At 63.4% G+C, this 23721-nt stretch carries 18 protein-coding genes; 7 read left to right on the top strand and 11 right to left on the bottom strand.

Annotation, left to right across the window (positions count from 1 at the left end; translation table 11 throughout):
* Positions 1 to 11: 11 nt before the first annotated feature.
* On the top strand, positions 12 to 1610 hold the full coding sequence (locus tag IPL79_19460) for a protein kinase (protein MBK9073153.1): 1599 nt from the start codon (positions 12 to 14) through the stop codon (positions 1608 to 1610).
* A 178-nt stretch (positions 1611 to 1788) separates the two neighbouring features.
* Positions 1789 to 3153 (top strand): sigma 54-dependent Fis family transcriptional regulator, encoded by a 1365-nt coding sequence (locus tag IPL79_19455; GenBank protein ID MBK9073152.1) that lies wholly within the window; start codon positions 1789 to 1791, stop codon positions 3151 to 3153.
* Positions 3154 to 3175: 22 nt separating this feature from the next.
* On the opposite strand, the gene IPL79_19450 is transcribed toward IPL79_19455, so the two are convergent.
* Positions 3176 to 4438: a CapA family protein gene (locus tag IPL79_19450; protein ID MBK9073151.1), complete on the bottom strand. Its 1263-nt coding sequence runs from the start codon at positions 4436 to 4438 to the stop codon at positions 3176 to 3178.
* Positions 4439 to 4556: 118 nt separating this feature from the next.
* Here IPL79_19450 and IPL79_19445 point away from each other — a divergent pair, with 118 nt between their 5' ends.
* Positions 4557 to 5312: a hypothetical protein gene (locus IPL79_19445; GenBank protein MBK9073150.1), complete on the top strand. Its 756-nt coding sequence runs from the start codon at positions 4557 to 4559 to the stop codon at positions 5310 to 5312.
* Between the two features lie 13 nt (positions 5313 to 5325).
* Here IPL79_19445 and IPL79_19440 read toward each other — a convergent pair whose 3' ends face one another.
* Positions 5326 to 6618 carry a DUF1508 domain-containing protein gene (locus IPL79_19440; protein ID MBK9073149.1) on the bottom strand — a complete coding sequence of 431 codons (1293 nt, stop codon included), beginning with the start codon at positions 6616 to 6618 and terminating at the stop codon, positions 5326 to 5328.
* Between the two features lie 207 nt (positions 6619 to 6825).
* Here IPL79_19440 and IPL79_19435 point away from each other — a divergent pair, with 207 nt between their 5' ends.
* Genes IPL79_19435 through serC form a run of 4 tightly spaced genes read left to right on the top strand, consistent with a single transcriptional unit; the run spans position 6826 to position 9828 of the window.
* Positions 6826 to 7710, top strand: coding sequence for a 50S ribosomal protein L11 methyltransferase (locus tag IPL79_19435; GenBank protein ID MBK9073148.1), 885 nt, complete (start codon positions 6826 to 6828; stop codon positions 7708 to 7710).
* Positions 7711 to 7720: 10 nt separating this feature from the next.
* Complete coding sequence (locus IPL79_19430; GenBank protein MBK9073147.1) at positions 7721 to 8461, top strand: 16S rRNA (uracil(1498)-N(3))-methyltransferase; 741 nt, start codon at positions 7721 to 7723, stop codon at positions 8459 to 8461.
* A gap of 32 nt (positions 8462 to 8493) precedes the next feature.
* Positions 8494 to 8724, top strand: coding sequence for a hypothetical protein (locus IPL79_19425; GenBank protein ID MBK9073146.1), 231 nt, complete (start codon positions 8494 to 8496; stop codon positions 8722 to 8724).
* Positions 8725 to 8754: 30 nt separating this feature from the next.
* Complete coding sequence (gene serC / locus IPL79_19420) at positions 8755 to 9828, top strand: 3-phosphoserine/phosphohydroxythreonine transaminase (protein ID MBK9073145.1); 1074 nt, start codon at positions 8755 to 8757, stop codon at positions 9826 to 9828.
* 17 nt (positions 9829 to 9845) lie between these two features.
* Here the strand turns inward: serC and IPL79_19415 are convergent, their stop codons facing one another.
* The 9 genes from IPL79_19415 to IPL79_19375 form a co-directional block, all read right to left on the bottom strand.
* A complete protein-coding gene (locus IPL79_19415; protein MBK9073144.1) occupies positions 9846 to 11105 on the bottom strand; it encodes a 2-isopropylmalate synthase in 1260 nt (419 codons plus the stop codon).
* Between the two features lie 2 nt (positions 11106 to 11107).
* Entirely contained in the window at positions 11108 to 11515 is a 408-nt protein-coding gene (locus IPL79_19410) for a hypothetical protein (protein ID MBK9073143.1), read from the bottom strand.
* A gap of 200 nt (positions 11516 to 11715) precedes the next feature.
* The gene (locus tag IPL79_19405) at positions 11716 to 15120 is read right to left on the bottom strand and encodes a response regulator (GenBank protein ID MBK9073142.1); all 3405 of its coding nucleotides are present in this window, start codon (positions 15118 to 15120) and stop codon (positions 11716 to 11718) included.
* 32 nt (positions 15121 to 15152) lie between these two features.
* Positions 15153 to 16139: an ATP-binding cassette domain-containing protein gene (locus IPL79_19400; protein ID MBK9073141.1), complete on the bottom strand. Its 987-nt coding sequence runs from the start codon at positions 16137 to 16139 to the stop codon at positions 15153 to 15155.
* A gap of 62 nt (positions 16140 to 16201) precedes the next feature.
* Entirely contained in the window at positions 16202 to 17263 is a 1062-nt protein-coding gene (locus IPL79_19395) for an ABC transporter ATP-binding protein (GenBank protein ID MBK9073140.1), read from the bottom strand.
* Between the two features lie 49 nt (positions 17264 to 17312).
* Positions 17313 to 18128 (bottom strand): DUF4292 domain-containing protein, encoded by an 816-nt coding sequence (locus IPL79_19390; GenBank protein ID MBK9073139.1) that lies wholly within the window; start codon positions 18126 to 18128, stop codon positions 17313 to 17315.
* Between the two features lie 172 nt (positions 18129 to 18300).
* On the bottom strand, positions 18301 to 20403 hold the full coding sequence (locus IPL79_19385; protein MBK9073138.1) for a S9 family peptidase: 2103 nt from the start codon (positions 20401 to 20403) through the stop codon (positions 18301 to 18303).
* Positions 20404 to 20538: 135 nt separating this feature from the next.
* Positions 20539 to 21612 (bottom strand): trypsin-like serine protease, encoded by a 1074-nt coding sequence (locus IPL79_19380; GenBank protein ID MBK9073137.1) that lies wholly within the window; start codon positions 21610 to 21612, stop codon positions 20539 to 20541.
* A gap of 103 nt (positions 21613 to 21715) precedes the next feature.
* Positions 21716 to 23710, bottom strand: coding sequence for a hypothetical protein (locus tag IPL79_19375; GenBank protein MBK9073136.1), 1995 nt, complete (start codon positions 23708 to 23710; stop codon positions 21716 to 21718).
* Positions 23711 to 23721: the final 11 nt, after the last annotated feature.

The following is a 23721-nucleotide window of genomic DNA, read 5'->3' as shown; positions in this document are numbered from 1 at the left end:
ATCCGCTGTTCATGGCCAATCCAGTGATGCCGCCCGGCGCCTACCAAGACCGCTACGAGGTCCAAGAATTCTTGTCCGAAGGCGGCATGGGCGCGATCTACCGCGGGGTCAAGCGCGGCGCCGGCGGCTTTGATCGCCCGGTGGTGCTAAAGCAATTGCTGCCCGAATACACCGAACAGCCCGAGTTTATTGATCTGTTTTTGCGAGAGGCCAAGCTCACCGCGGGGCTTGATCACGCCAATATTGTCCAGACCATCGACCTCGTAAACGCCGGCCGCGAATATTTCATCGTCATGGAATACGTTGCCGGCGCTGATGTGCGCACGCTGCTTAAAAAGGCCAAGCGTCGCCGCAGCCGCCTGTCGGTAGGCGCCTCGCTACAAATCGCGCGCGAGGTGCTCTCGGCGCTCGCCTATGCCCACGACAAGCGCGATCCCGAGGGCAAACCGCTCGGCATCATTCATCGCGATATCTCGCCGTCAAACATCCTCGTGTCGGCCTCAGGCGAGGTCAAGGTCACGGATTTCGGGATTGCCAAGGCGGCGTCGCACAACAGCGTGTTCTATCGCGTCAAGGGCAAGATTGGCTACATGTCGCCCGAGCAGGCGCGTTCGGCACCTATCGACCGCCGCAGCGATCTGTATGCGGTCGCGGTCTGTCTCTATGAAATGCTTGCGGGCGAGAAGCTTTTTGTCAACACCGCGCTCACCGCGAGCGTCGACGATATGTATGCGCAGCCGATTCCGCTGGTTTCGCGCAAGGCCAGCGGCCTGCCCGCCGATCTCGACAAGCTCATGCTCAAGGCGCTCAGCCTCGATCCAGATGCGAGGTTTCAGACCGCCTCGGAATTCCAAGAGGCCTTGCTCAAGGTCGCGCATCGCCATGGCTTTATGATGTCCGCGAGCGACCTCGCGCCACACCTCGAGGTAGTTTGCGGGCCGGCGGGCAAATGGCGCGATCTTAATGACAATGGCGACTTGCCCGAGAAAACCGCGGCCCATCAGTCGGGGACGGATCTCTATGCCTTTGCCGACCGCGACGATGACGACGACCGGGTGCTGCAAACCGATTCCGCGCTGATTGCCGCCCGTCCACCGCCTCGCCGCGAGGGCAATCCCTTCGCCGGCGTCGAGCTCACCTCGCTGTTGCCGTCCGATAGCGCCAAGGCGCCGCCGCGGGGCCGCGTCTCCGCACCGCCGCCCATCCCCGCGGGTGCGAGCTTCCCAATTGGGGAGGACACCGGCATCCTGATTGCGCCGCCCGCAGCGAGCAGTGGTGGTAGCCGTGGTGACGCCGCGAGCTCCGACGGCGGCCGCCATGAGCCCTCGCCCAAGGGCCCCAATCCGCGCACCACCGCGCCACCCCCAAACAGTGCCAGCGCAAGTGGCGCGCCGCGTGGCGAACCATCGAGGTCGCTCGCGGGCGTTAGCCACAGCATGATGACTGGGGCCGTCGTCGTGCGGCGTTCGATCGCGACGCGCCTTGCCTCGGCGCCGCGATGGGCGTTGGCACTGTTGGTGGCCGCGCTCTTTCTTGCGATCGCCGCCGCGATTGGGTTTTCCGGTCCAAGCTTTGACGTGCAGATTCCGACGCTGCCCAAAGCGCCTTAGCCGCGACCGCGCTCGTAGATTTGGTGCCGTTGCCGATGTAGGACAATCGGTGCAGCGCCGACGTGGCACGCTGACCACGACGCGAACGCCGAGATTCGGTGCGCACCGGCCACTATCGCCGCCCGGCGTCATGGACACGCTAAACCGGGCAACGCTAAGATGCTGAGACCAGGAGCCTATGTCAATCGAGCGAACCGAAGCGACCTCCGTCATTTTAGACGGCGACATGACGTTTACGCGCCAACACAAGGGCGGCGTGTTTTTGGTCATCAAGGGCCCCGATCGCGGCGATCAGATTCAGCTCGGGGACTCGCCGGTGACCATTGGCAAGTCCTCGGAGTGCGAGCTCGTGCTCAGCGATGAAACCGTGTCGCGCCGCCACCTCACCGCCGAGATGGTGAACGAAGAAGTCATTGTCACCGATTGCGGCTCGAGCAACGGCAGCTTTCTCAGCGGCTCGCGCATAGAAAAGATCGCTATCGGCTTTGGTGCCGAGATCAAGCTCGGCAAGACCGTGATCAAATTTCTGCCGGTCGAAGAGGCGGTCAAGCCTGAGCCTTCGGCCAAGCAGTCGTTTGGCTCGATCGTCGGCGGCGAGACCAAGATGCGCCAGATGTTTGGCCTGCTCGAAGACATCGCGCCGACCAACGCCACCGTGCTAATCGAAGGTGAGACCGGCACCGGCAAAGAGCTTATTGCCGAGGAGATCCACAATCACTCGTCGCGGAAGAATGGCCCCTTTGTGGTGTTCGACTGCGGCTCGGTGCCGCGCGAACTCATCGAGAGCATGCTCTTTGGCCACATCAAGGGCTCGTTTACCGGGGCGATTGCCGATCGCAAGGGCGCCTTCTTAGAGGCCAACGGCGGCACGATCTTTCTCGACGAAATCGGCGAGATGGCGATCGACATGCAGCCTTCCTTGCTGCGCGCGCTCGACAAGCGCCAGGTCAAAAAAGTCGGCGCCAGCACCTACGAGAAAATCGACGTGCGCGTCGTCGCGGCGACCAATCGCGACCTGCGCGCCGAGGTCATGAAGAAGCAGTTTCGCGAAGACCTCTATTACCGGCTCGCGGTGGTTAAGGTGGGCGTGCCGCCGCTGCGCGACCGCGGCGCCGACATCGAGCTCATCATCAACCATTTTATCCAGCAGATCCGCCCGGGCCTGGGGGTCGCACCCGAAGACATGGCCAAGCTCAAGCGCCACAATTGGCCGGGCAACGTGCGCGAGCTGCGCAACGCCATCGAGCGCGCGTGTTTGCTGGCGCGTGGCCCCACCATCCATGTCGATGACGAGGTGTTAAACCAAGGCGTCGCCCAGGGCGGCGGAGCCGGGGTCGGCATCCGCACCGACCTGCCGTTCAAAGAGGCCAAGGGCCAACTCGTCGAGCACTTCGAGCGCGAATACATCGAAGACCTATTTCGCCGCCATGCCGGTAACTTGTCGGCCGCGGCGCGCGAGGCTCAGATCGACCGCAAGCACTTGCGCGAGCTGCTGCGCAAATACGACTTAGTGCCGCGCGGCAAAGACGACGATTTAGAATAGCGTGCCGCCGGTGGCCGCCGCCCTACGGCGCGGGACACGGCGTTTGAAGGCCTAAGGCCCCGAGGGCTGCATCCTCGGGATCTAGCAGGTTGGCCAGCCCGTACATCGACGTGGTAAGGGTGCGACTGTCAGGAGACGAGTTGCCGCGGTCGATGGCCTCGAGCGCGCGCACGCCCTCCTTTTTATTCATGTAGAGGGGCACGTACTTGACGCCGGTAACCACGGTGCCCATCGCGGATTTGTGGATGCCCACGTAGGCCAGCAAGGTCGACTTGCGCGCCAAGGCGGTTTGCCCCGAGACAAAATTTCCTAGGGAATAGATAACAAACACCTCGCGGCCGTCGGCAGCGATGAGCTTGGCCCAGGGCTGCGTAACATGTGGGTGCGAGCCGAAGATGATCGACGCGCCAGCGTCGGCGAACTTTTTGGCCAAGCGTTTTTGCGCGGTGTTAGGGTTGGCATTGTACTCGTCGCCCCAGTGCGGCGTCACCGCCACCAAATCGATCGCGGGATCAGCGGCCAGTTCGCCAATGAGCGCCAAGACCTCGGCCTCATCGTCCCAGCAGTGCAATACCTTTTGATCGCGATCCGGGATGCCGTTGGTGCCATAGGTACACGCGAGCCAGGCAATATTGATCCCCTTGGCCGAGGTCACGGTGTGCCACGCCCCATCCGTGGTCTTGCGCGTACCGGTGTAGGGCAGGCCCACCGCGTGCAGCGCGTCGATGGTGCGATCGACGCCAAGCTCGCGCCGATCGAGCGAGTGATTATTGGCGGTTGAGACGACGTCGACGCCCGACCCCTGCAGATCGGCGAGCAGGTAGGGATGATAGTTAAATTGCGGATAGCTGGTGTAAATGGCGTTGTCGAAGACGAAGCCCGGGTCTGTGGCATTGCGGCCCGTCGCCCGCACGCCCACCGCGGTCGGTCCCTCCAAATTTGCATAGGTGATATCCGCGATCGTTAGCAAGTCTGCGATGGGTTGCCAAAGGCTAGCAAATCGCGCCTCATGGCCAACCGCTTGCACTTGCAGGGGCCCGTGCAGCAAGACGTCGCCCACCGCGGCGATCGAGATATCGACACCGGGCTCGCAAGTGCCTGTGAACACCAACGGAGCGCCTGCCTTGGCATCGTCGGCGAGCGGGATATAGGTTTCGTCGGTCGTGTCGTCGTCGTCGGTCACTGGCTCAGGTGAGTCGGCAAGACATCCAACCGCCAAGCATAGGCTGGCGCCCACCCCGAGGCTCAGCGGATAGTTATGCCTTCGCGCGGGCTTGGTCTTCATCTACAGACCTGGTGCAAGTCCTATACCTAGCCGCGGCGAACGCGGCCGTAGGTTAGGCGAGACCGGACAAGTGGCTAGCGCCGTTGCTATGGGGTCTTCTGGCGCTTGCTCGCTGCCAATGAGCCCAGGCCGTCAACCGGAGCCCGCGCAGTCCATTGGCCTGCTGAAGAAAATATGTCAGCCCGGCACGGATAATGCAGTCTTATTTTGCATGCAAAACACATCCAAACTATTCGCCTGTTTAGCCCTCGCCTCTTGCGGTCTGTTTGCCCCAGCGGAGGCCTCGAGGCGGCCAACGGGGGCGCCGGCAGCGCAAAGCTCAAAAAAGCAGGCAGCGAATGCCTCGGAGCGCATTTGGCAACGCGAAAGCACCAAGCAAGATGCTGACACGACGACCACTCACAATTTCAAAACGCCAAAGGGAGCGTCGGTCGCACTCTCGACGACAAAAAAACGTTTCATATCATCAGATGGCGCCGTCTGGCTGGTTCGAACCGAGACGTCAAAGGCGGTGCAGCAAGGCAACAAGACACTCACCACTAAAATCAGCCGCCAAGTGACCGACCCTGCGGGCGATGGCAGTTACGAGAACACCAGATTCTCGCGGCAGATTGCGCCCGGCGTGACCTATAGCGTCCACGTGATCCGTAAAAACGGCCAAGAAATCCGCCGCGAGCACACGCTTGAAGATGGCGGTTCCGGATCGATCACGATTGATCAAATGCCTGACGGACGCGTCGCTGGCATTAAGAATTACGTCCCGAGCCATGGGCCGCTAATGCAAGCCATGCCGCTGATCAAGCGCATGATGCCATCCGCGATGAAGAAGATGCTTCATCCGTACGCCTATATGTTGCCTGAATTAGCCGACTAGCAAAGCCGCGCGCCTAACGATACTGGCACGAAAAATCGAAGGCGTGAACGTCGTTGGAGTCGTCCATGTCAGGCACGCCGAGATTTGCATCGATGATGATGGGTTCTTTGCAGAAAATCCGATCATCTTCAACGTTCGCTGGGGCATCGTTGCACTCCAAATCGCCGGTTTCGTCGGCGACGATTTCACTTTCTGAGAACATGACGTAGATCAAGTCCTCGTAGCGGCGCAGCGAAATCCAATATTTGCCCAGGTAAGCCTGAACGCCTTCTTGCGGTTCGGCCCCCTCCTCGGTCATTAGCATGAGGACGTCTTGCGAGGCTGGGCCGGCCTCGGCGGCGGTGAAGATCTCCCCGTCTTCTTCGTATTGCACGGGGACGCCGGCGCGCCGGGTCAAGGTGCAAACCACCTTGGGCGCAGGCGTCAGCTGGCGCAGCAGCGCGTTGGCCGCCTCCTTGCCCGCGTTGAGATCTTGGTAGCTGCTAAAAGGTTGGCCGTACGCCAGCACGGACGAACCATCTTTGACCACGAAGTAGGTTTGACCGTTTTGCGCCTCTTGCGCCACAAATGCCGAAGAATCGACGCCCACTTCATAGAGCTTGTCGATGGCATTGTTGGCCGAGGCCTTGGTGGCGTACGCCTTGGAGCGCAACATGACGTCGCCGTAGGCGCCGACGAGTTGCGTGTAGTACTTGCCATCCAGCGCCTTAAACGTGACAAAGCGCGGCTGCATGGAGGTGAAAATTTCGGGACCATCAACCCACGCCAAGATCGCCGCAGCCGTCTTCATGCCCCGCTTGGCGTTCGACTTGCTGCTGTAGATCTCGCTGGTGGCGATGATCTTGTTGTTGCCTGCACGCAGGTTGAAATACCACTTACCGTTGGTGGTTTGCAGCAACACATACTGCTCGAGGTCGGCGCCATTGGTCTTGACCGATTCGACGCCGTTGGTCGCGCCGGCAAGCGTTTGATAGCTTTGCGAGCGGAGGACGACCTCGCCGTTGTTGGCCTTGACGTTAAAGCGATACTGGCCGCTCGCGTTGCGAATGATCTCGATCTTGGGAATGCCCTTGTCGAGGTCCGCGCCATCGATCTCGTCCTGGGCATCCTGGCTAAGACAGCCAGGGATGGCAGCTACGGTTAGGCCTGACATAAGGAGGGTTGATAAAATAGGCAAATAGGTTTTTCGCTTCATGACGCTGCGCTGTGCATGCAGCGTGCCATGCAGGCACGCCGCGCGAGGCACCTCCGCGGTTACGCGGCCGCAGACGTGATCTTCGCTCGCGCCGAGGTGACTCAAACTCATAATTTTTAAAGCCTCACCCGCATCCGAAAACGTAACGTCCACGTTACGCGCCAGGATACTTAAGCCACCACGCCCGTGGATAGTTAAGTTGTCAGGCGGCACTCACGTCCGCGAACGGCCCCAGCAACCACAAAGGGGACCCACCCTCGCCGCCATTTTGCCAAGCGGCGGGCCCAGGGGCGCTCAACTTGAGGTAAGCCTAGCGGCATGGAATGGATCGAAGTTGTCATTCCCGTCGATGTCGATCTGATCGACGACGTCGCGGCGATCATGGTCGATAGCTGCGCCGAGACCAAGTATGGCGTGCAGCTGCGTGGCGACGAAATCGTTTTTTGGGCGCCGACGCAGGAGGCCGAGCACATCGTCGCCGGCGTGCGCGCCGCGCTGACCGATATCGCGGCGCTCGGCATGGACGTCGACCCCGCGGCAGTGCGCCTTGAGCGCTCGGGCCCCGAAGAAGAATGGCGCGACGCGTGGAAGAAGCATTTTCATGTCACGCGCATCGGCCAGCGGATGGTGATCCAGCCGAGCTGGGAGCCGTTTAATCCGACCGCGAACGACATCGTCATCAAGCTCGATCCGGGCATGGCGTTTGGCACCGGGACCCATGCCTCGACGCGGCTGGTGATGCAAGAAATCGAGCGCCTCGCCGCGGCGGGCGTTGCGCCAACCCGCGTGCTCGACGTCGGCGCCGGCTCGGGCATTTTATCGATTGCCGCGGTGAAGCTGTGGCCCGGCGCCACGGCGCTGGCCATCGACAACGATCCGATCGCGGTGGACGCCTGCCGCGATAACGTCGCGGTCAATGACGCCGCGGCGCTCATCGTGTCGTCGATCGACGCCCTGCCCGCCATTGGCGAACAATTTCCGCTAGTGCTCGCCAACATCCAGGCGCACGTGCTGCTGGCGCTGAAGGACGAGCTCGTCGCCAAGGTCGCCCCCGGCGGCTGGCTGATCATGTCGGGCCTGCTCTCGACCCAGGCCGCGGGCGTCACCGAGCAATTCGTCGCGGCCGGCTTTGTCGTCGACGCCTCTCGCCCCGATAGCGAAGATCCGCAATGGACGGCGGTCGTGCTGCGGCGCGCGGCATAACCCTAGGCTTATGCTGCGCGTATTTTTTTCAACTTTGTCTGATGTCCGTGAACCGGACACAAAAGTCGTTCTGCAAGGCGAAGAGCTGCGCTATCTCATGCTGGCGCGCCGCAGCCGCGTCGGCGATGCCTGCGAGCTTTTTGACGGTGGCGGCCTGGTCGCCGCCGCCACCATGGTGGCCATCGCGCCAACCCAGGCGGAGCTGCGCGTCGCGCTGCCACGCCACACGCCCGCGCTGCGGCCGCGCCTTGTCGTGCTGCAAAGCCTGATCAAGGGCGATCGCATGGACGTCTGCCTTGAGAAGCTGGTGGAAACCGGCGCCGATGATATCTTGCTCGTCAACGCCGAGCGCGCCGTCGTCAAGATGGCCGCGGACAAGTCGGCGGCCCGGCACGGGCGATGGGCGGCGCAAGTGCTCGCGGCCGCGCGCCAAAGTGAGCGGGCGTATCTGCCCACCATCGACGGTCCGTTCGAGCTCGCCGAGGCCATCGGCAAGTTACCCACGGATGCGTTCAAGTGCGCCACCGACCCTACGGGCACGCCATGGCCCACGGCGGCGACCAACGCCGCGATCAGCGCAGCCGCCACGCTCGCCATTGCCGTCGGCCCCGAGGGCGGGTTTTCGCCACAAGAGTACGCGCAGCTCCACGCGGCGGGCTTTGTCAGCCATGCCATCTCGCCGCATATTTTGCGCGCCGAAACTGCGGGGCCGATTGCAGTCGCTTTGGCGCGCGCCACGGCGCTCCAATAGCGCAGGTCGGCGCGCCGTGCTATATGCCTAGCATGGGCACTTCTAGCGCGACCGGCAAAGTAACCCTGACAAACGACGTTCAGTTCAACGGCGTCCGCGTGTTCTCGGCGACCATGATGGCCGAGCGCGAGCAGCTCGGCGAGCGCGTCACTGATTGGCTTAGGCAACATCCCGAAGTTAAGCCCGTCGACGTGGTGGTGACGCAATCGAGCGATCAGCAGTTCCACTGCGTGGCAATTACCGTGTTTTACCGCACGCCGTAGGCCGCCGCTGGGGCTATAATATAGCTGCGTATGCCGCACTATAACTTTTCGGCCGGCCCGTCATCCCTGCCCGCGGTCGTCGCTGATCGCGTCGCCGTTTCGTTTCGCGATTTTCGCGGCACCGGCATCGGCATCGCCGAGCATTCGCACCGAGGCGCCGCCTTCGAGGGCCTGCTGCGCGAAACGGAAGGCCTCGTGCGCCGGCTCGCCGACGTGCCCAGTGACTATGCGGTGATGTTTATGCCGGGCGGCGGCTCGCTGCAGTTTTACGGCGTGCCGCTTAACTTCCTCGTGCCCGGACGAACCGCTGATTATTGCGTTACCGGCCACTGGTCCAAAAAGGCCTACTACGACGCGGTGGCGATCGGCCAAACGCATGTCGCCTGCTCCAGTGAAGACGTGCGGCACGTGCGCATCCCGGCGCAGGTGACCACCTCGGCGAACCCGGTGTATTTGCACTACTGCACCAACAACACCATCTACGGCACGCAGTGGCAGGCGCCGCCCACCGTGCCAAGTGATGTCCCCTTGGTAGCAGATATCTCGAGCGATATGTTTAGCCGGCCGCCGCGGGTCGCCGAGCACGCCATGGTCTATGCCTGCGCGCAAAAAAACCTCGGCATCGCCGGCGTTACCTTGGTCATTGCCAAGCGCGATTTTATTGCCACCGGCCGCCGCGACCTGCCGGCCATGTTGCAATACCGCACGTTTGACGAACAGGGCTCGATGCCCAACACGCCGCCGACGTTTGCCATCTACGTGATGTACGAGATGCTGACGTGGATCGCCGAGCAAGGCGGGGTTGTCGGCTTGCAGGCGCGCGCGCAGCAAAAGTCGTCGTTGCTCTACAGCTTCATCGATGCCACGCCGTTTTACACCGGCCACGCCGAAGCTGGCAGCCGCTCACAAATGAACGTGACGTTTCGTTGCGCCACGCCCGAGCTCGACGCCAAGCTTCTCGCGGAGGCGACCGCCGCCGGATTTGTGTATCTCGCAGGCCATCGCTCAGCCGGTGGCATGCGCGCCAGCATCTACAACGCCATGCCGCTCGAAACCGTAGCTACGCTGGTGCAGTTTCTCGCCGACTTTGCGCGGAAGAACTGAGGAGCGTTGGCCCGCGGCTACGCCTTAACGAGCGCGAGGACTTCGTCGTTGGTGAGCACGCGGTTGCCGCGCTTGGCCTCGGCTAAGACCGTGGCAACGAGCGCCGGTGTCGCCGCGAAGCCGCGCTTTTTGAGCCAATACACGACGTTGGATTCGCCGGAATAGTGGCCGATTTCAATTTCTTGTTCTTTGCCAAAAAGCCCGGCGGGCACGCCGGAATAGATGCGGTCGGCCAACCACGCGTCGCCCTTGGTTTCGGCCTTGATGATGGCGGCGGCATGGACGCCGGTGGCGGTGCGAAAGGCGTCGGCGCCGGCCAGTGGATATTGCGGGTGGATCGGCACATGGGTCGCCGTCGACGCCAGCTTGCACCAAAGCAGCAACTTGGAGAGATCGTGTTCCGGCAGCTCCCCGAGCAGCTTGAGGTTGAGCAGCACCTGATCGAGCGCGGCATTGCCAACGCGCTCGCCGATGCCAAGCGCAGTGCCATGGACGCGGCTCGCGCCGTACTCAATCGCAAAAATCGTATTGACCACACCGAGGCCGCGGTCGTTATGGCCGTGCCAGTCGATGCCGACGTCGCTGCGGCCCATGCCATCGAGTAAATTTTGCGTGAACTTGAGCAAATTCTTGATGCCGTCGGGCGTGGCGTGGCCGACGGTGTCACATACCACCAAGCGCGACGCGCCATGTTCGACCGCATTGGTGAACAGCTTCCCGAGCACGTCGGGCCGCGACCGCGTGGTGTCCTCGGTGACATAGCCAACCGGCAGGTTGTAGCGCCGCGCCAAATCGATGGCATCGGCCGAAAGCTTGAGCATGCGCTCAACATCCCAATTTTCCGCATACTGGCGAATTGGCGACGAGCCGATGAAGCACAAGACCTCGATCTCGATGCCCACCGCCTGCGAGATGTCGATGACGGCCTGAATGTCGTTGGCGTGGGTGCGCGCGGCGCAGGCCGGCCTCACCGCGAGCTTGGCATCTTTGATATGCTGGGCGATCACCGTGCAATCTTCGACCGCGCGTCGGCCCGCGCCGGGTAGGCCGATGTCCATAAAGTCGATGCCGAGCGCCGCGGTCAGCTCGACAAAGCGCACCTTGTCGTCGATGCTGGGATCGACCACCGAGGGCGACTGAATGCCGTCGCGCAGGGTTTCGTCGAGAAATGAAATGGTATGGCGCGGTGACAGCGACGCGTGTTTTTCCGCCGCATTCCAGTCGTAGATGAACTTGGCTTCTTCCGTGTCGGTTCCGGGGCGGCTTGATGCGGTCATAGCTAGAACACCTCGTGAAGTATGGCTAGGGCGATAAAAAAACCAAGCAGGATCCCGACCACAATTAGTACCCAGCCGAGCACCATGGCGCTGCCGGCAACGGCGAACGCGGCAACCGCAAATTGCCAACGCGGCTCGCGCCGCAAGATGGCCGCCATGCCGGCCAACACCGCCAGCGCCGCGGGCGGCGCGACGTAGCGCCAATCAGGCGACTGCCAAATGCCCGGCTGCACGATGATGGCGACCAGGAGCGCGACGAGCGCAAGGGCAAGTGCACCCGCACCCCAGCGGTTCTTGCGCAGCGCGTACCCGAGGTCAAACGCCTGGTCCCGCACGACGTCTCGCGGCAGCGGCGACGAGCCATCTCGCGGCGCCTCGGGGCTCGGTGCGTCTGGGCCGGGGACCGTCATCGCACCAACCCTAGCATACTCACGGCCCGCCACATCGTAGCCAAAAACGCACAATCTAAGACCCAAAGGGCGGAGAACAGAACGCAGTGGGTGGAGGAGATTGCGGTGCACGCCTGCAGCGATGCCGAGGCGCATCCGTCTGGATGTAACGAGGCTCGCGAAGCCGTACACCGCAAGATACCCACTCAATGCGTTTCTGTTTAGCCATCAATGCTCAGGCCGAGTTCGGCGCGCAACGCCAGGTGTTCTGGAGACAGCCAAAACTGCAACAAATCCGGCAACTCAGCCGCCGGCACCACGGCCTTGGCGACGTGGAGGTCGCCGCAGGCGATGACGCCAATGCGGTTGGCGGTGTGGCTGAGCGATTTCGACCAAGCCGACATGTTGAGGGTTTCGTTCTGAGCGATCAGGCGCGTCGCGAGGTTGCCGGCATCTCGCTGCAAGGCCGGCGCGAGCACGCCCATGGCCGTCGCCAACACCTGCGCCCGCTGCGGCGTCACGCCAAGCGCGTCGATGAGCGAGGGTTCGCCGATCAGCAGGGCGGCGATCAGCGCCTCGCGCAACACGCGACCGCTGCGCGATCCCCCCACGTGCCGCGCCGGCGAGCGGTACGAAAGCGCGCGCGCAAAGCGAAAGACCAGCTCATATCGATCGGCCTCGTCGCTGTTTGAAGCCGGCCCAACCAGCAAGGCCGGTCGATGCAGTCCAGCCATGATAATCTCGCGTCCGAGCGACGGCACGATAAATATTGGCATCGCCCCGGCGCCCATCCAGCCGGCGACGTAATCGCGCACGCGCAGCAAGTTGGCGGATAGGCCCTGCTCGGTGGCTGGCTCCGAGCCCGCGATGCCGAGATCTTTGGGGGTTAGCGGCGCCAAGGCCTCGACCACTGGCGCGAGCAGGTTCATCAACTCATCTAGCTGCAGCGTGTCGTCGCCGTGTGCCAGGCGCCGTACGTGCGACTCCCCGAGCTCCGCATTGGCGCGGATAATGTATTTCGGGCGCAGCCGCTGCAAGGCGGCCCCCACGTCGGCCTCGTCATTGCCGACCACCGAGGCCGCGGCCGCGGCAAGAAAAGTGGCATCGTGTTGCTCATGCGAGGCGGCGACCGCGACCAGGCGCTTGGCGGTGGCAGCGGCAAACCCTTGTGCGGCCCACGTCTCGCGCGCCTCGCGCCAGGTGGCGACAAACCCTGCCCCACCCTCTTTCTCGATCTGCGCGATCAGCGCCTGCGCCATGCCATGGTTGGGCACGAGCGTCAGCGCCGAGGTAAATGAGGCCCGCGCACCATCGACATCCATGCCAACATCGAGCTGCCATGAACCCAGCGCCGCCCACACCTCGGCGGCCGACACAGGCGCGCCGACCGCCAGCTGGCCCGCCAACGCGGTCAGCCGCAGCGGGATCGACGTTTTTTCAAACTGCGAGACGATGGCATGCGCAAGCCACGTCGCGGCGGGATGAAACGTCGGCGCAATAGTCAGCGAGCGCTCAAAGTGAAAAATCGAAACCAGTAAATCGCCACCGATGACCTGCAACATGCGCCCCAGCCAGGCATGGGCCCGCGCGTGATCCGGCGCGATCGAGAGCGCCTGCTCGAGGTGCGGCCGCGCCAAGGCCGCCGCGGCGCTCGACTCGCCGCCCGCTTCAAAATAGGCATGTCCGAGCTCGGCATGATAGTCCGCCTCGACCGGCGCCAGCGCGATCGCCTCGGTCAACTTCTCGATGGCCGCCGGCCACTGCCTGCGACCTATCAGCGCGATGGCGTCGCGATAGATTTGCTCGGCAGCGACCGAGGGCTTCTCGGGCGAAAACGTGCTCTGGCTGAGCTTGCCGATGTATTGCTCGCGCATGCGCGGATCGAGCAAGACCTGCTCCGCGCGGTCATAAATGCGCACCAGCGTATCGAGCTTGCCTTGATCAGCACCAAGTGGCACCGCGCGATAGCGCAGCCGCGAAAACTGCTTGCGCTTGGTTGCCAGCGCGGCCACCAGCTCGTCTTGGCTGGCGTTCCACGGCAATTCCACGACATGAAAAAAGTCCAGGCCCGCGGTGCGGCGCACCTCTTCGTGCAGCTCGCGCCGCATTTGTTCGTCGGCCAGCGCCGAACGCTTGGCGGTGGGCTCCGCATGGATGACGCCGGCCTCTTCGCTGCCCAGGCGGACATTAAGCGTGGACTGGTTGTCTTCCCAGCCCTTGTCGACCGCATCGTTGGGCGCGGTTATCTTGGGCAACGTGCGCCCTGGGACGCTGCTCGGCGGATTAAACGCCTGCGGCGACGCCACCATCAGCGGCGGATCACTATGCGCGCGCGTGCGTCCGGCGCTGGCGGCAAGCGAGCGCAAGGCCATCAGCTCCAGCGGCTGCGCCACTTGCAAGCCATCGACCATGACCAAGGCATCGATCGCCTGCGCGCCTGGCTCGCCACGCTTGGCAAGCACCTCGCCAATCACGAACGGCTTGGCCAAGGCATCGGCGAGCGCAAAGCCAAACGTGCCGCCGATTTCAGACAAGAGGCTTCGCCCGCGTTCATTGATGTCGCAGGCGACGTTGGCTTTTTGCGACATGCGTTCCAGCACGCCGCTGGCCGTGTCGCGCAAGGCGCGCATCACCGCGCCCGCCAAGCCAACGCGCATGCCATCGCCATCGTCGACCGGGGCATTGGCGTCAAAGCGCCATTGTGCCTGCGGCCAGCGCATAACCTGGGCCAGCTTGAAATGCAATTGTTGTAGGAGCTGGTCGGTCAGCTGCTCGAGGCTAAGGATGCCGAGCGCGACCAACACCTCACCGGCGCGCCGCTGCGTCTTGGCGATGTCGGCGAGCGTCTTTTTGTATTGCGTCTCGTTGATGACGTTGCGGTCGAGCAAGAACTGGCCAAGCGTCTCCTCCCGCGACGAGGAGTGAATCGCGACGATCTGCCCGCCCGAAAGATCGATGCTCTTGACTTGCGCGCCCCGCCGCAGCGACAACCTGCCGGTGGCCTTGCGGTCCGAGAGATCGAGTAAGATGCTCGGCAGGCCGCGATCCGAAAGATCGCCCGAGCTCACGTCTTTGTCCTTGGTCGAGCGCGCGGCGGCGGCGGCGGCGGCGATCACCGCCGGCGAGGCGCGCCCTACCATGGTGGGCGGCTGCATCGCATGCATCACGGCCGGTGAGGCGGACGCCGGCTTGGAGCCGCTGGCGCCCCCGGCAGCGCCGCGACTCGCCACACCATGAAAGCGAGTCGCCGCCTCAAGCACGGCCTTGGTCAGCTCACGCAGCTCGGCCGGCTTGGCAAAAAATGATGCCTGATAATCTCGGTTTACCTTTTCGCGCACCGCATTGGTACGGTAAATGCCGGACACCGCGAACAGCTCGATCTCGGCACCGCTCGACATCGCGCGCAGCCCCTTGCAAACGCGAAAGCCATCGAAGCGCGGCATCAGCAAGTCAGTGATAACGATGTGCGGCGGTTCCTCGGCCGCGGCGGCTAGGCCCGCCTCGCCGTCGGTAAATGCGCGCAAGACGTGGCTGATGTTGGCGCTCGCCAGCGCCTCTGCGAGCAAATCCTTGAGCGCGTCGAGGCTCGCCACCTCATCGTCAATGACGTAAATACGGACGCTCACTTAGCTATTTTAGCCTAAATCACCTCACGGCATTAGCGCGCGACGTGACAAGCGACCGCGTGTTTGCCCTCAATGAGCCGCAGCGGAGGTACTACATTGTAGCACTCGGGCGGCTTGTTCGGCACCTGGCATCGCGGGTGGAACGGGCATCCAGGCGGTGGCGCCAAGGGACTCGGCACGTCGCCACCCAGCACCACGCGCTGACGCTTGCTAGCCACATCAATAACTGGCACCGCCGACAGCAGGGCCTGCGTATAGGGGTGCAGTGGCGCGCCATAGAGCGCCTTGGCGTCGGCGAGCTCGACGATGCGGCCGAGATACATCACCGCGACGCGATCGGAGATGTGCTGCACAATCTTGAGATCATGCGAGATGAACAAATACGTCAGATGCTCGCTGCGCTGCAGGTCGACCAAAAGGTTGACGATCTGCGCCTGAATCGAGACATCCAGCGCCGAGATGGGCTCATCGCAGACGATAAACTTGGGGCCCAGCGCTAGCGCGCGGGCGATGCCAATGCGTTGGCGTTGACCACCCGAAAACTCGTGTGGATACCGACTCGCCGCGTCCGGACGCAGCCCCACCTTGGTCAGCAGCTCGACAACTTTTTCGCGCCGCGCCTTGGCGCCGGGCACAACGCCATGAATGAGCAGCGGCTCGCCGATGGCGTCACCCACCGTCATCCGCGGATTGAGCGAGGCATACGGATCTTGAAATACGATTTGCATCTCGCGGCGCAAAGGCCGCAGCTCCGCCGCGGAGGCGCGCGTGATGTCGCGACCGGCAAACTGCAGCGTGCCGGCGGTTGGCGCCAGCAGCCGCACCACCGCGCGGCCCAACGTTGATTTGCCGCAACCTGATTCGCCAACGAGCCCAAGCGTCTCCCCGGGCATGATCGAGAGGGTGACGCCGTCGACCGCAAACACCTTGGCGGCGCGGCGCGAAAATTGGCGCTTTACCCACCCCAGCGCGCCTGGCGTCTCGGCGGGCTTCCACGCCACTTGGGCGGGAAAATGCATCTTGAGATCGACCATGCTGACCAGCGCCTCGGCAGACGGCGGCGGGGTGTCGACGGCTTGGCTCATGATGGGACTCCTGCGTCGGTGCGCTCGGCGGTGGGGCCGGCGGCGGAACTCGTGACGTTGGCGGGAAAGTGACACCTCACCGTGCGCTCGACGCCGATAGCCACGAGGGCAGGTTCCCCCACCCGACACACCTCTTGCACGGCCGGGCAACGATCGGCAAATTTGCAGCCGACCGGCAGATCCCATAGCGGCGGCACCATGCCGACGATTTCTTGCAAGCGGCCTTTGTGCGCGGTACCGGCGCTGCCATCAGCGCTATAGCGCGGCACGCTGCGCACGAGGCCCGCCGTATAGTGATGGTGCGGCGCCGCGAATAACGCCGCCGCCGGCGCGGTCTCGACGACGCGGCCGGCATACATGACGATGACGCGCTCGCAGGTTTCTGCCACCACGCCAAGGTCATGCGTAATCAGCATGATGCTCATCCCTAGCTCCGCCTGCAGCGAACGCAGCAGCTCGAGAATCTGCGCTTGGATCGTTACGTCGAGCGCGGTGGTCGGTTCGTCGGCAATCAAGATATCTGGCTTGCACGCCAGCGCCATCGCGATCATCACCCGTTGCCGCATGCCGCCAGATAGCTCGTGCGGGTATTGCCGCGCCCGCTCACGGGGTGCCGGGATGCCGACTTTTTGCAGCATCTCGATGGCGCGCTCCATGGCCGCTTTACGCCCAAGTTTTTGGTGCAGGCGCACCGATTCGGCCACCTGCTCGCCAACCGTGATCACGGGGTTAAGCGCCGTCATGGGCTCTTGAAAAATCATCGCGATGCGGTTGCCGCGCAGGCCCTGCATTTCGTGCTCAGGCAGCGCCAAGATGTCCTTGGCCGCCGCGCCCTGGCCATACATGATTTTGCCCGCCGCGACCCGCCCCGGCGGATTGGCCACCAGGCGCATGATCGAGAGCGCGGTGACCGACTTACCGCAGCCCGACTCGCCGACGATGCCGAGCGTCTGGCCCGCCTGCAGCGAAAATGACACGTCGTCTACCGCGCGCACCGTGCCGCGATCGGTGCGAAATTCGGTTACCAGCCCGTCAACGGTAAGAAGGTCGCCAGCCACGCCCCACGCTAACGTTGCGGCGGCCGCTTAGACAAGCCAATTCCTCAAGTCATTTCGCAGGGGTCGACGGCCCGGCTGCGGTGCCGCACATGGGCACGTCGGGGATCTCGAACGTGAACTTGTCGTCGGGAATTTCCACGTTCACCTGGCGGCTCTCCCATTGAATCAGGAGATCAGACTTTTCACTCGGCGCGCGAAACCAGCTCTTGGCGGGGACATAAAACGTTTGCGAACCCGCCGTCAGCTTCGAGAAGTCTTTGTTGTCGAGCCGCCATTGCAGCTTGCCTGCGGCGTCACTGACCTCGGTGCGCACGACCGCCCAGCCATGCGCCCGGCCGCCAAGCCATACCGTTTGCTTGGTGGTTGGTGATGTCAATTCAAGCCGTTCGGCGCCCTGCTTGCCATCCCACGGCGAAACCGCGGTGGCATCCGCCACCTCGCCCAGAATCGGCGCGCCACCGGTCGCGACGTCAATAAACGCATCGGGCTCAATCGCGATGCGGAAAAATTGCTCGACCGACGTGGCGTCGCACGGACCGGTTAGCTGGCAGTCCTTGATGAAGTCGACCATCTGAAAATTTGTGCCATCGCAGGCAAAATCCATCGCCGGGCTGTCGCCGGCAGGGTTAAGCGCGTTGATGCGCATTTTTTTGCCGCGCTCGGCCATGATCTTGACGGTGCCTTTTTGGCGGTCATCGCCCAGCCAATAGTCCATCACCGTCTCGGCGCGAAACGATTGTGCCCGCCCTTGCAACCCCTGCAGCACCGTAAACATCTCTCCCTCGGTAGGCGCCTCGTAGCCGCGCCGCACCCGCTTTTTGTCACAGCCTGCACCGAGGCTTGCCGCGACCAACGCCGCGAGCACCACATACCTAACCAGAAACGCATAGTCTAAGATCCAAAAGAGCGGAGAACAGAACGCAGTGAGTGGCGGAAATTGGGGTGCACGCCTGCAGCGATGCCGGGGCGCATCCGTCTGGATGTAACGAGGCTCGCGAAGCCGTACACCCCAAGATCCCCACCCAATGCGTTTCTGTTTAGCGCGGCGCAAGCTGGCTCCAAAAAAATGCAAGCGTATCGGCGCTGCGCTCAACCTTTGACTTCACCATATCAGCGCCACCATGGCCCGAGTTGGCCTCGACGCGCAAGATGGCCGGCGCATTCGAGGTAGAGGCTGCCTGCACGGCCGCAATAAATTTGCGTGCGTGCATCGGGTCGACGCGATCGTCGCTATCGGCGGCGTCCATCAGCAGCGCGGGATACTTGGCGCCTTGGCGCACGTTGGTGTACGGCGAGTAAGCCACGATCGCAGCAAATTGCGCCGCATCCTCGACGCTGCCGTACTCGGGCACCCAGGTCTTGCCCGAGCCGAACAGGTGATAGCGGACCATATCGAGCAAGGGCACCGCGCACACCACGGCGTTAAAGAGCTCGGGTGCCTGCACCATGGCCGCGCCAACCAGCAGCCCGCCATTGGAGCCGCCTTGAATGCCGAGATGGCGTGGCGACGTCCATTTTTCGGCGATCAGATATTTCGCCGCCCAAATGAAATCGTCAAAGACGTTTTGCTTTTGCAGCAACATGCCGGCCTTGTGCCATTCCTCGCCGTACTCGCCGCCGCCGCGCAGGTTCGGAATTGCGAGCATGCCGCCTTTTTCGAGCCACGCGATGCGGGCGCCTGAAAACTCCGGCGTCAGGCTGACGCTAAAGCCGACGTACCCATACAAAATGGTCGGCGTGGTGCCATCGCGCTTGGCATCGCGGCGATGGATAAGAAACATCGTAATTAGCGTGCCATCCTTGGATGGGTAGCTCACTTGCTCCGCCACCACATCGCCGAGCTCGACGGGCAAACTTACGCGCGCCCATTCGTTGGTCGCGCCGGATTTCACTGAGGTCTTGAAAATAACGTTGGGCTCGGTAAACGACGTAAAGCTAAAATACGCCTCGTCTTCGTCGGGGTTGCCGGTAAGGCCGTCCGTGGTGCCAATGCCCGGCAGCGCCACCTTGCGCACCACGGCACCTTCTAAGGTGCGTACCTCGACATCGCTCGCGGCCTTCCGCAAGTACGTCAAGGCCAGATGCCCACCGACGATCCGCATGCTCTCGAGCGTCGCCTCGCCCTGTGGTACAAGCTCTTGCCACTGCTCGCGCGCGAGGTGCCCAGGCCGGACCTTGAAGATGCGAAAGCGCGGCGCGCCGTCGTTCGTTTGAACATAAAAGGCATCGCGCCATGCGACGACGTCGTAGTTATGCGGTGTTCCGGCCACCAGCGTCTGCCATGGCGCACCCGCTTTTTTCGCGTCGCGCACGTAGACATCGGTGGAATTCCACCCGTGCGAAACCGTCGCGATGAGCCACTTGCCATCGTGCGAAATGCCGCCGCTGAGAAAGGTCGCGGCATCGCCGGTTGCAGGGCGCACCACCTCATCGCGCGCAGGGTCGGCGCCGAGCACGTGATAGCGCAGCTCGGCAAAGCCAGGGCGATTTGCCACCGTCACCGCGCCACCAACCGGCGGCAGCCACGTGTAGTAAAATCCTTTGCCATCGGGCCGCCATGAGATGTTGGCGTATTTTGTGCCGGCAATCACATCCGGCAGCTTGCGGCCGGAAGCGACCTCCACAAGGTGGGTCGTCGACTCATCTGAATTGTTTTCGCTCACCTGATAGGCGAGCAGCTTGCCATCATAGGACGCCTTCACGGCCTTGAGCCCCACCGAGCCATCGGTGCTCCAGCCATTGGGATCGAGCAGCACCTGCTCCTCGCCAAAGGCGCCCTGTTTCCACAGCAGGCGCGACTTCTCGAGCTTGGCGGACTTGCGCCAAAAGAAGTACCTGCCCTTGCGATGCACTGGCGCCGAGATGCTGTCGTAGTAAAACAGCTCCGTCAGGCGCGCCGCGAAGGCGTCGCGTTCGGGCAGGCCGGCTAGATGCTGGCGCGCGAACTCATCTTGCTGCTGCGTCCACGTCTTGACCTCCGGCACGCTGGGATCTTCGAGCCAACGATACGGGTCGGGTACCACCACGCCGTGCAGCGTGTCGCTGGCGTCGACCTGTCGCGTGGCGGGATAGTTCCATACCGTGAGAACCGCGCTCGAAGACGCGGCCGCGGTACCTGCTGATGAGGGGGTGTTGGCCATTGGTGTTCCTTCGCGCTTGGCGCAGCTTGCCGCGAGCAACGCGAACGCGCTGGCGCCCAGCCACGGCAATATATTTTTCCGACGATGAGCCATGCGGCGACGCTACCGCGGTCGGCGCGGCGTTGCCAGCCCCTGCTAGCCGTGTCTTTGATCGCGGCGTCGGCGCGCGAGCACCATCACAAGCGCAAACGACAGCAACCAACCAAAGGCCCAGCCATCCGCGGCCTGCTCGCCGCCGACGGCGCATCCCGCTGCGTCGTCGCCCGGTTCCACGCCTGGATCGGTCGGGCAGCCATTGCCTTGGCACGGTTGGCCGGTGCAATCGGCGTCGGCCGGCAGGTCAAAATCTTCGCAGAAGCCATTGCACACGCCATCGGCATCGCACTGCCACGCCGCCAACTCGCCATCGATGAAGGCGAGCTCGGAGGCCACCTCGGCATCAATGCTGTAGTACTCGCACGTCGCGTCGCTTTGCGAGGCAACGCCAATGATCGTCAGGGCGCCGGCGACGTCGACGAGGGTTGGCCCGCCGCTATCGCCGCGACACTTGCCAATGCCTTCGAGCCGCTCCCAACACACAAAGCTCGCCTCGGCATAACTCGCCACCGCGCCGCCCGTCACCTCGGCGATGATTTCTTCAACCCGATCGCAGGTTGCGATGGGACGGTCGTAGGCGGCGCGCAGCACCCCCGAGGTGCCTTCGATGTTGGGTCGGCCATAGCCGACCATGGTGCCAGTCTCGGCCGGGGTAGCCAGTTCCGCCGCGCGGGCAAGCGCGACGGGCGTGACGCCTGGCACGGGTGTTGTTAAAAACACCAACGCCACGTCATGCGCGATCGAAAAGCTGGTTAGTTGATAATTTGGGTGAACCACCCAATGGTCGATCTCAAAGGTGTCGCCGCCGCTGACCGCCGAGTTTGTAACGCCGACGCGCACCTCGACGTTGTTGGAGAGGTAGTCGTCAAAGCAATGACCCGCCGTCAGCACGACGTCCGGCGCGATCAGCGTGCCGGTGCACATCTGGGAGACGTCGAGCAGGCGCACCAAGACCACCGCAGGGAATTCCGAGCTATTTACCTCGACGCCGCCGGTAATGGCCTGCGCGGTGCGTTCCAAGGTCGCGCCCGAGGGCGCCTCGGTGCACGCTAGCAAGAGGCCAGGCAGGATGGCCGCGATGCACGCGACTGGGGTGGTGAGGTTGTGGGGCACCGGGGCACGCTAAACAATTGTTCCGGCAAGCTCAACACCTTCTTGTCGGGACGGCGCCAGGTGGCCTGCACCTCCGGCGAACATAAGTGATTTACATGGCGAACTAAGGGGCGGGCACCGCAGGGGTTGGCTGCCCTGCCGCAGCCAAAAACGCCCCATACTGCGCCTTGAGGTCGGCGCGTTGGCGCCAGATATAATGGGCATCGAGCAGGCCATCGCTGGTGTACTGCACCACGACGCCGGTATAGGCTTCGCCTCGGCGATTTGTCCGATTGCCGGACAATGGCAGGGCGGCAACGTCATCAAGGCCAGCCAAGGCGAGCGCCGCGGTCATGCTGTCCCACACCGGCGTGCCGGCGAGCTGATTGCCGTAGGCCAGCGCCGCGGCATCGTAGATATCTGGCGAAAAAAACGAATCGTCATAACCCACGGGCTCAAAGATGTGGCGCACCGGCATTTGCGGCAGCGGATCGTAGGCCACCCGCGCCATGTAGGCCATCGGCTCGACCCGGGCCCAACTCAGCGCCAACAGGCCCATGGCGGGATGCAAGAACGACAAGAACTCCGGCTGGGTGCGAATGACGTTGGCGAGCAACGCGCGGCCGCCGGGAATTTCTTGCGACTGCAGCGCCATCTTATGCCACAAACCACCGGCCCCGGTTGGCACGATCGCGACGATGCGCTCGTCGACCGCGGCGAGCATGTTGGTGTAAACGCCACCCATCGACTGCCCACCCGCCGTTAGGTGCGCAGCGTCAAAGCCGTGGGTCGTCACGCCAAGTGGCAAGGCCACGCCGTCACAAGCGGCCACGAGCTTCGGGGACAATTGCAACGCCACGATCGCGTCGAGCAAGAGGCCCTGCTCAAACACCCCTTGCGCAAACACGCTCGGCATGGCCGCGAGATTCGACAGATTCAGATATTCATAGTCGCTGGCGCCTGGCAAGCGCTCGGGATTCAGCGGCAGCGCCGTGCCAAGCGCCGCCATGCCGTGCAGCCCCACCACATAACTTGGGCCCTTGCCCGCCACCGGCTCGCCATCGGCGGTTAGCGAGGGCCCCGCATCGATCACCGCGGTGCTGCGGCTGCCCGAGCCGTGCATAAAATGCTGCAGCGGCCAGCCCGCCTCGGGCATGGTTTGCTTGGGCAAGGTAAGCGTAAAGGGCGCGTCCTGGGTGCCGGTTTGTATCGGCATGCCCGCGGCGTCGAGGGCGACGTCCCCTTCGCTCGAGAACGGCGGCGTGCCATTTTGAAACTGCGGCAGCCGCACCATACCGACCAATTCGCAGATGCCGTCGTGACCCGCGCCATCGGCGGCGACCTCAAGCGAGAGGATTTCTGCCGTAAAATGTTGGCGCACGTGCGCGTGTTGCGCCGCCAATTCGCCCACCACATCGCCTGTCTTAAATACGGTGGCGACGACGACGTCGCCGCGATCGATCTGTTTGGCCGCAAGCGCCGGCCACAGCGGCGCCAAGGCGTCCGCGATCGCCGGCGGCGGCTTGCGAAACGACGCGGCCGCGTCGAGGCCGCCAATGGATCGGAGCACCGCCACCGCATAGGTGGTGTCGGCAAGCAGGACGATGCCGGGGGCCGGCGCCACCGCCAACACGAAATCGGGCGCAAAGTTGTCGCGCGGCAAGACCATCGCCACGCTTGGCACGACGCGCCCCAACTCGGGCGAGGCGGCATCGACATTGATAAAGACGATCGGCGCGGCCGTCGTGGTCATCACCGGCGAGAGCTCATTTTGCGTCGCCAGCGCGTCCGCCGTCGGCATCGCCTGCAAGCGAAAATACACATTGGCGATGACCGGCACGCCGCGCAGGGCGCTCACGTTTTGCGCCAGATTTGCCAATGCGTCGGAGCCACCTAGCGGATACCCTGTGAGGTCAGGCGTGCCCGCTTCGGTCATGCGCCACGCCGCGGGGAATGGCGCGTTCCAAAACGTTGCGGGCGTCGCGTGATCGGCGGCCTCGGTGGCGAAATAGGCGACCGGACCGGGCGCGCCGTCATCACATCCGGCGCTGCAGCCTAGCGCCGCGGCAAGCGCTCCATACGTGACCGCCACTTTGAAAGTCTTCCCTAACGCCGCCATCGTGGCGCGGA

The organism is Myxococcales bacterium (assembly GCA_016716835.1).
GTDB lineage: Bacteria > Myxococcota_A > Polyangia > Haliangiales > Haliangiaceae > JADJUW01.
The sequence above is the reverse complement of the archived record's forward strand: the minus strand, read 5'-3'. Positions and strand labels throughout refer to the sequence as shown.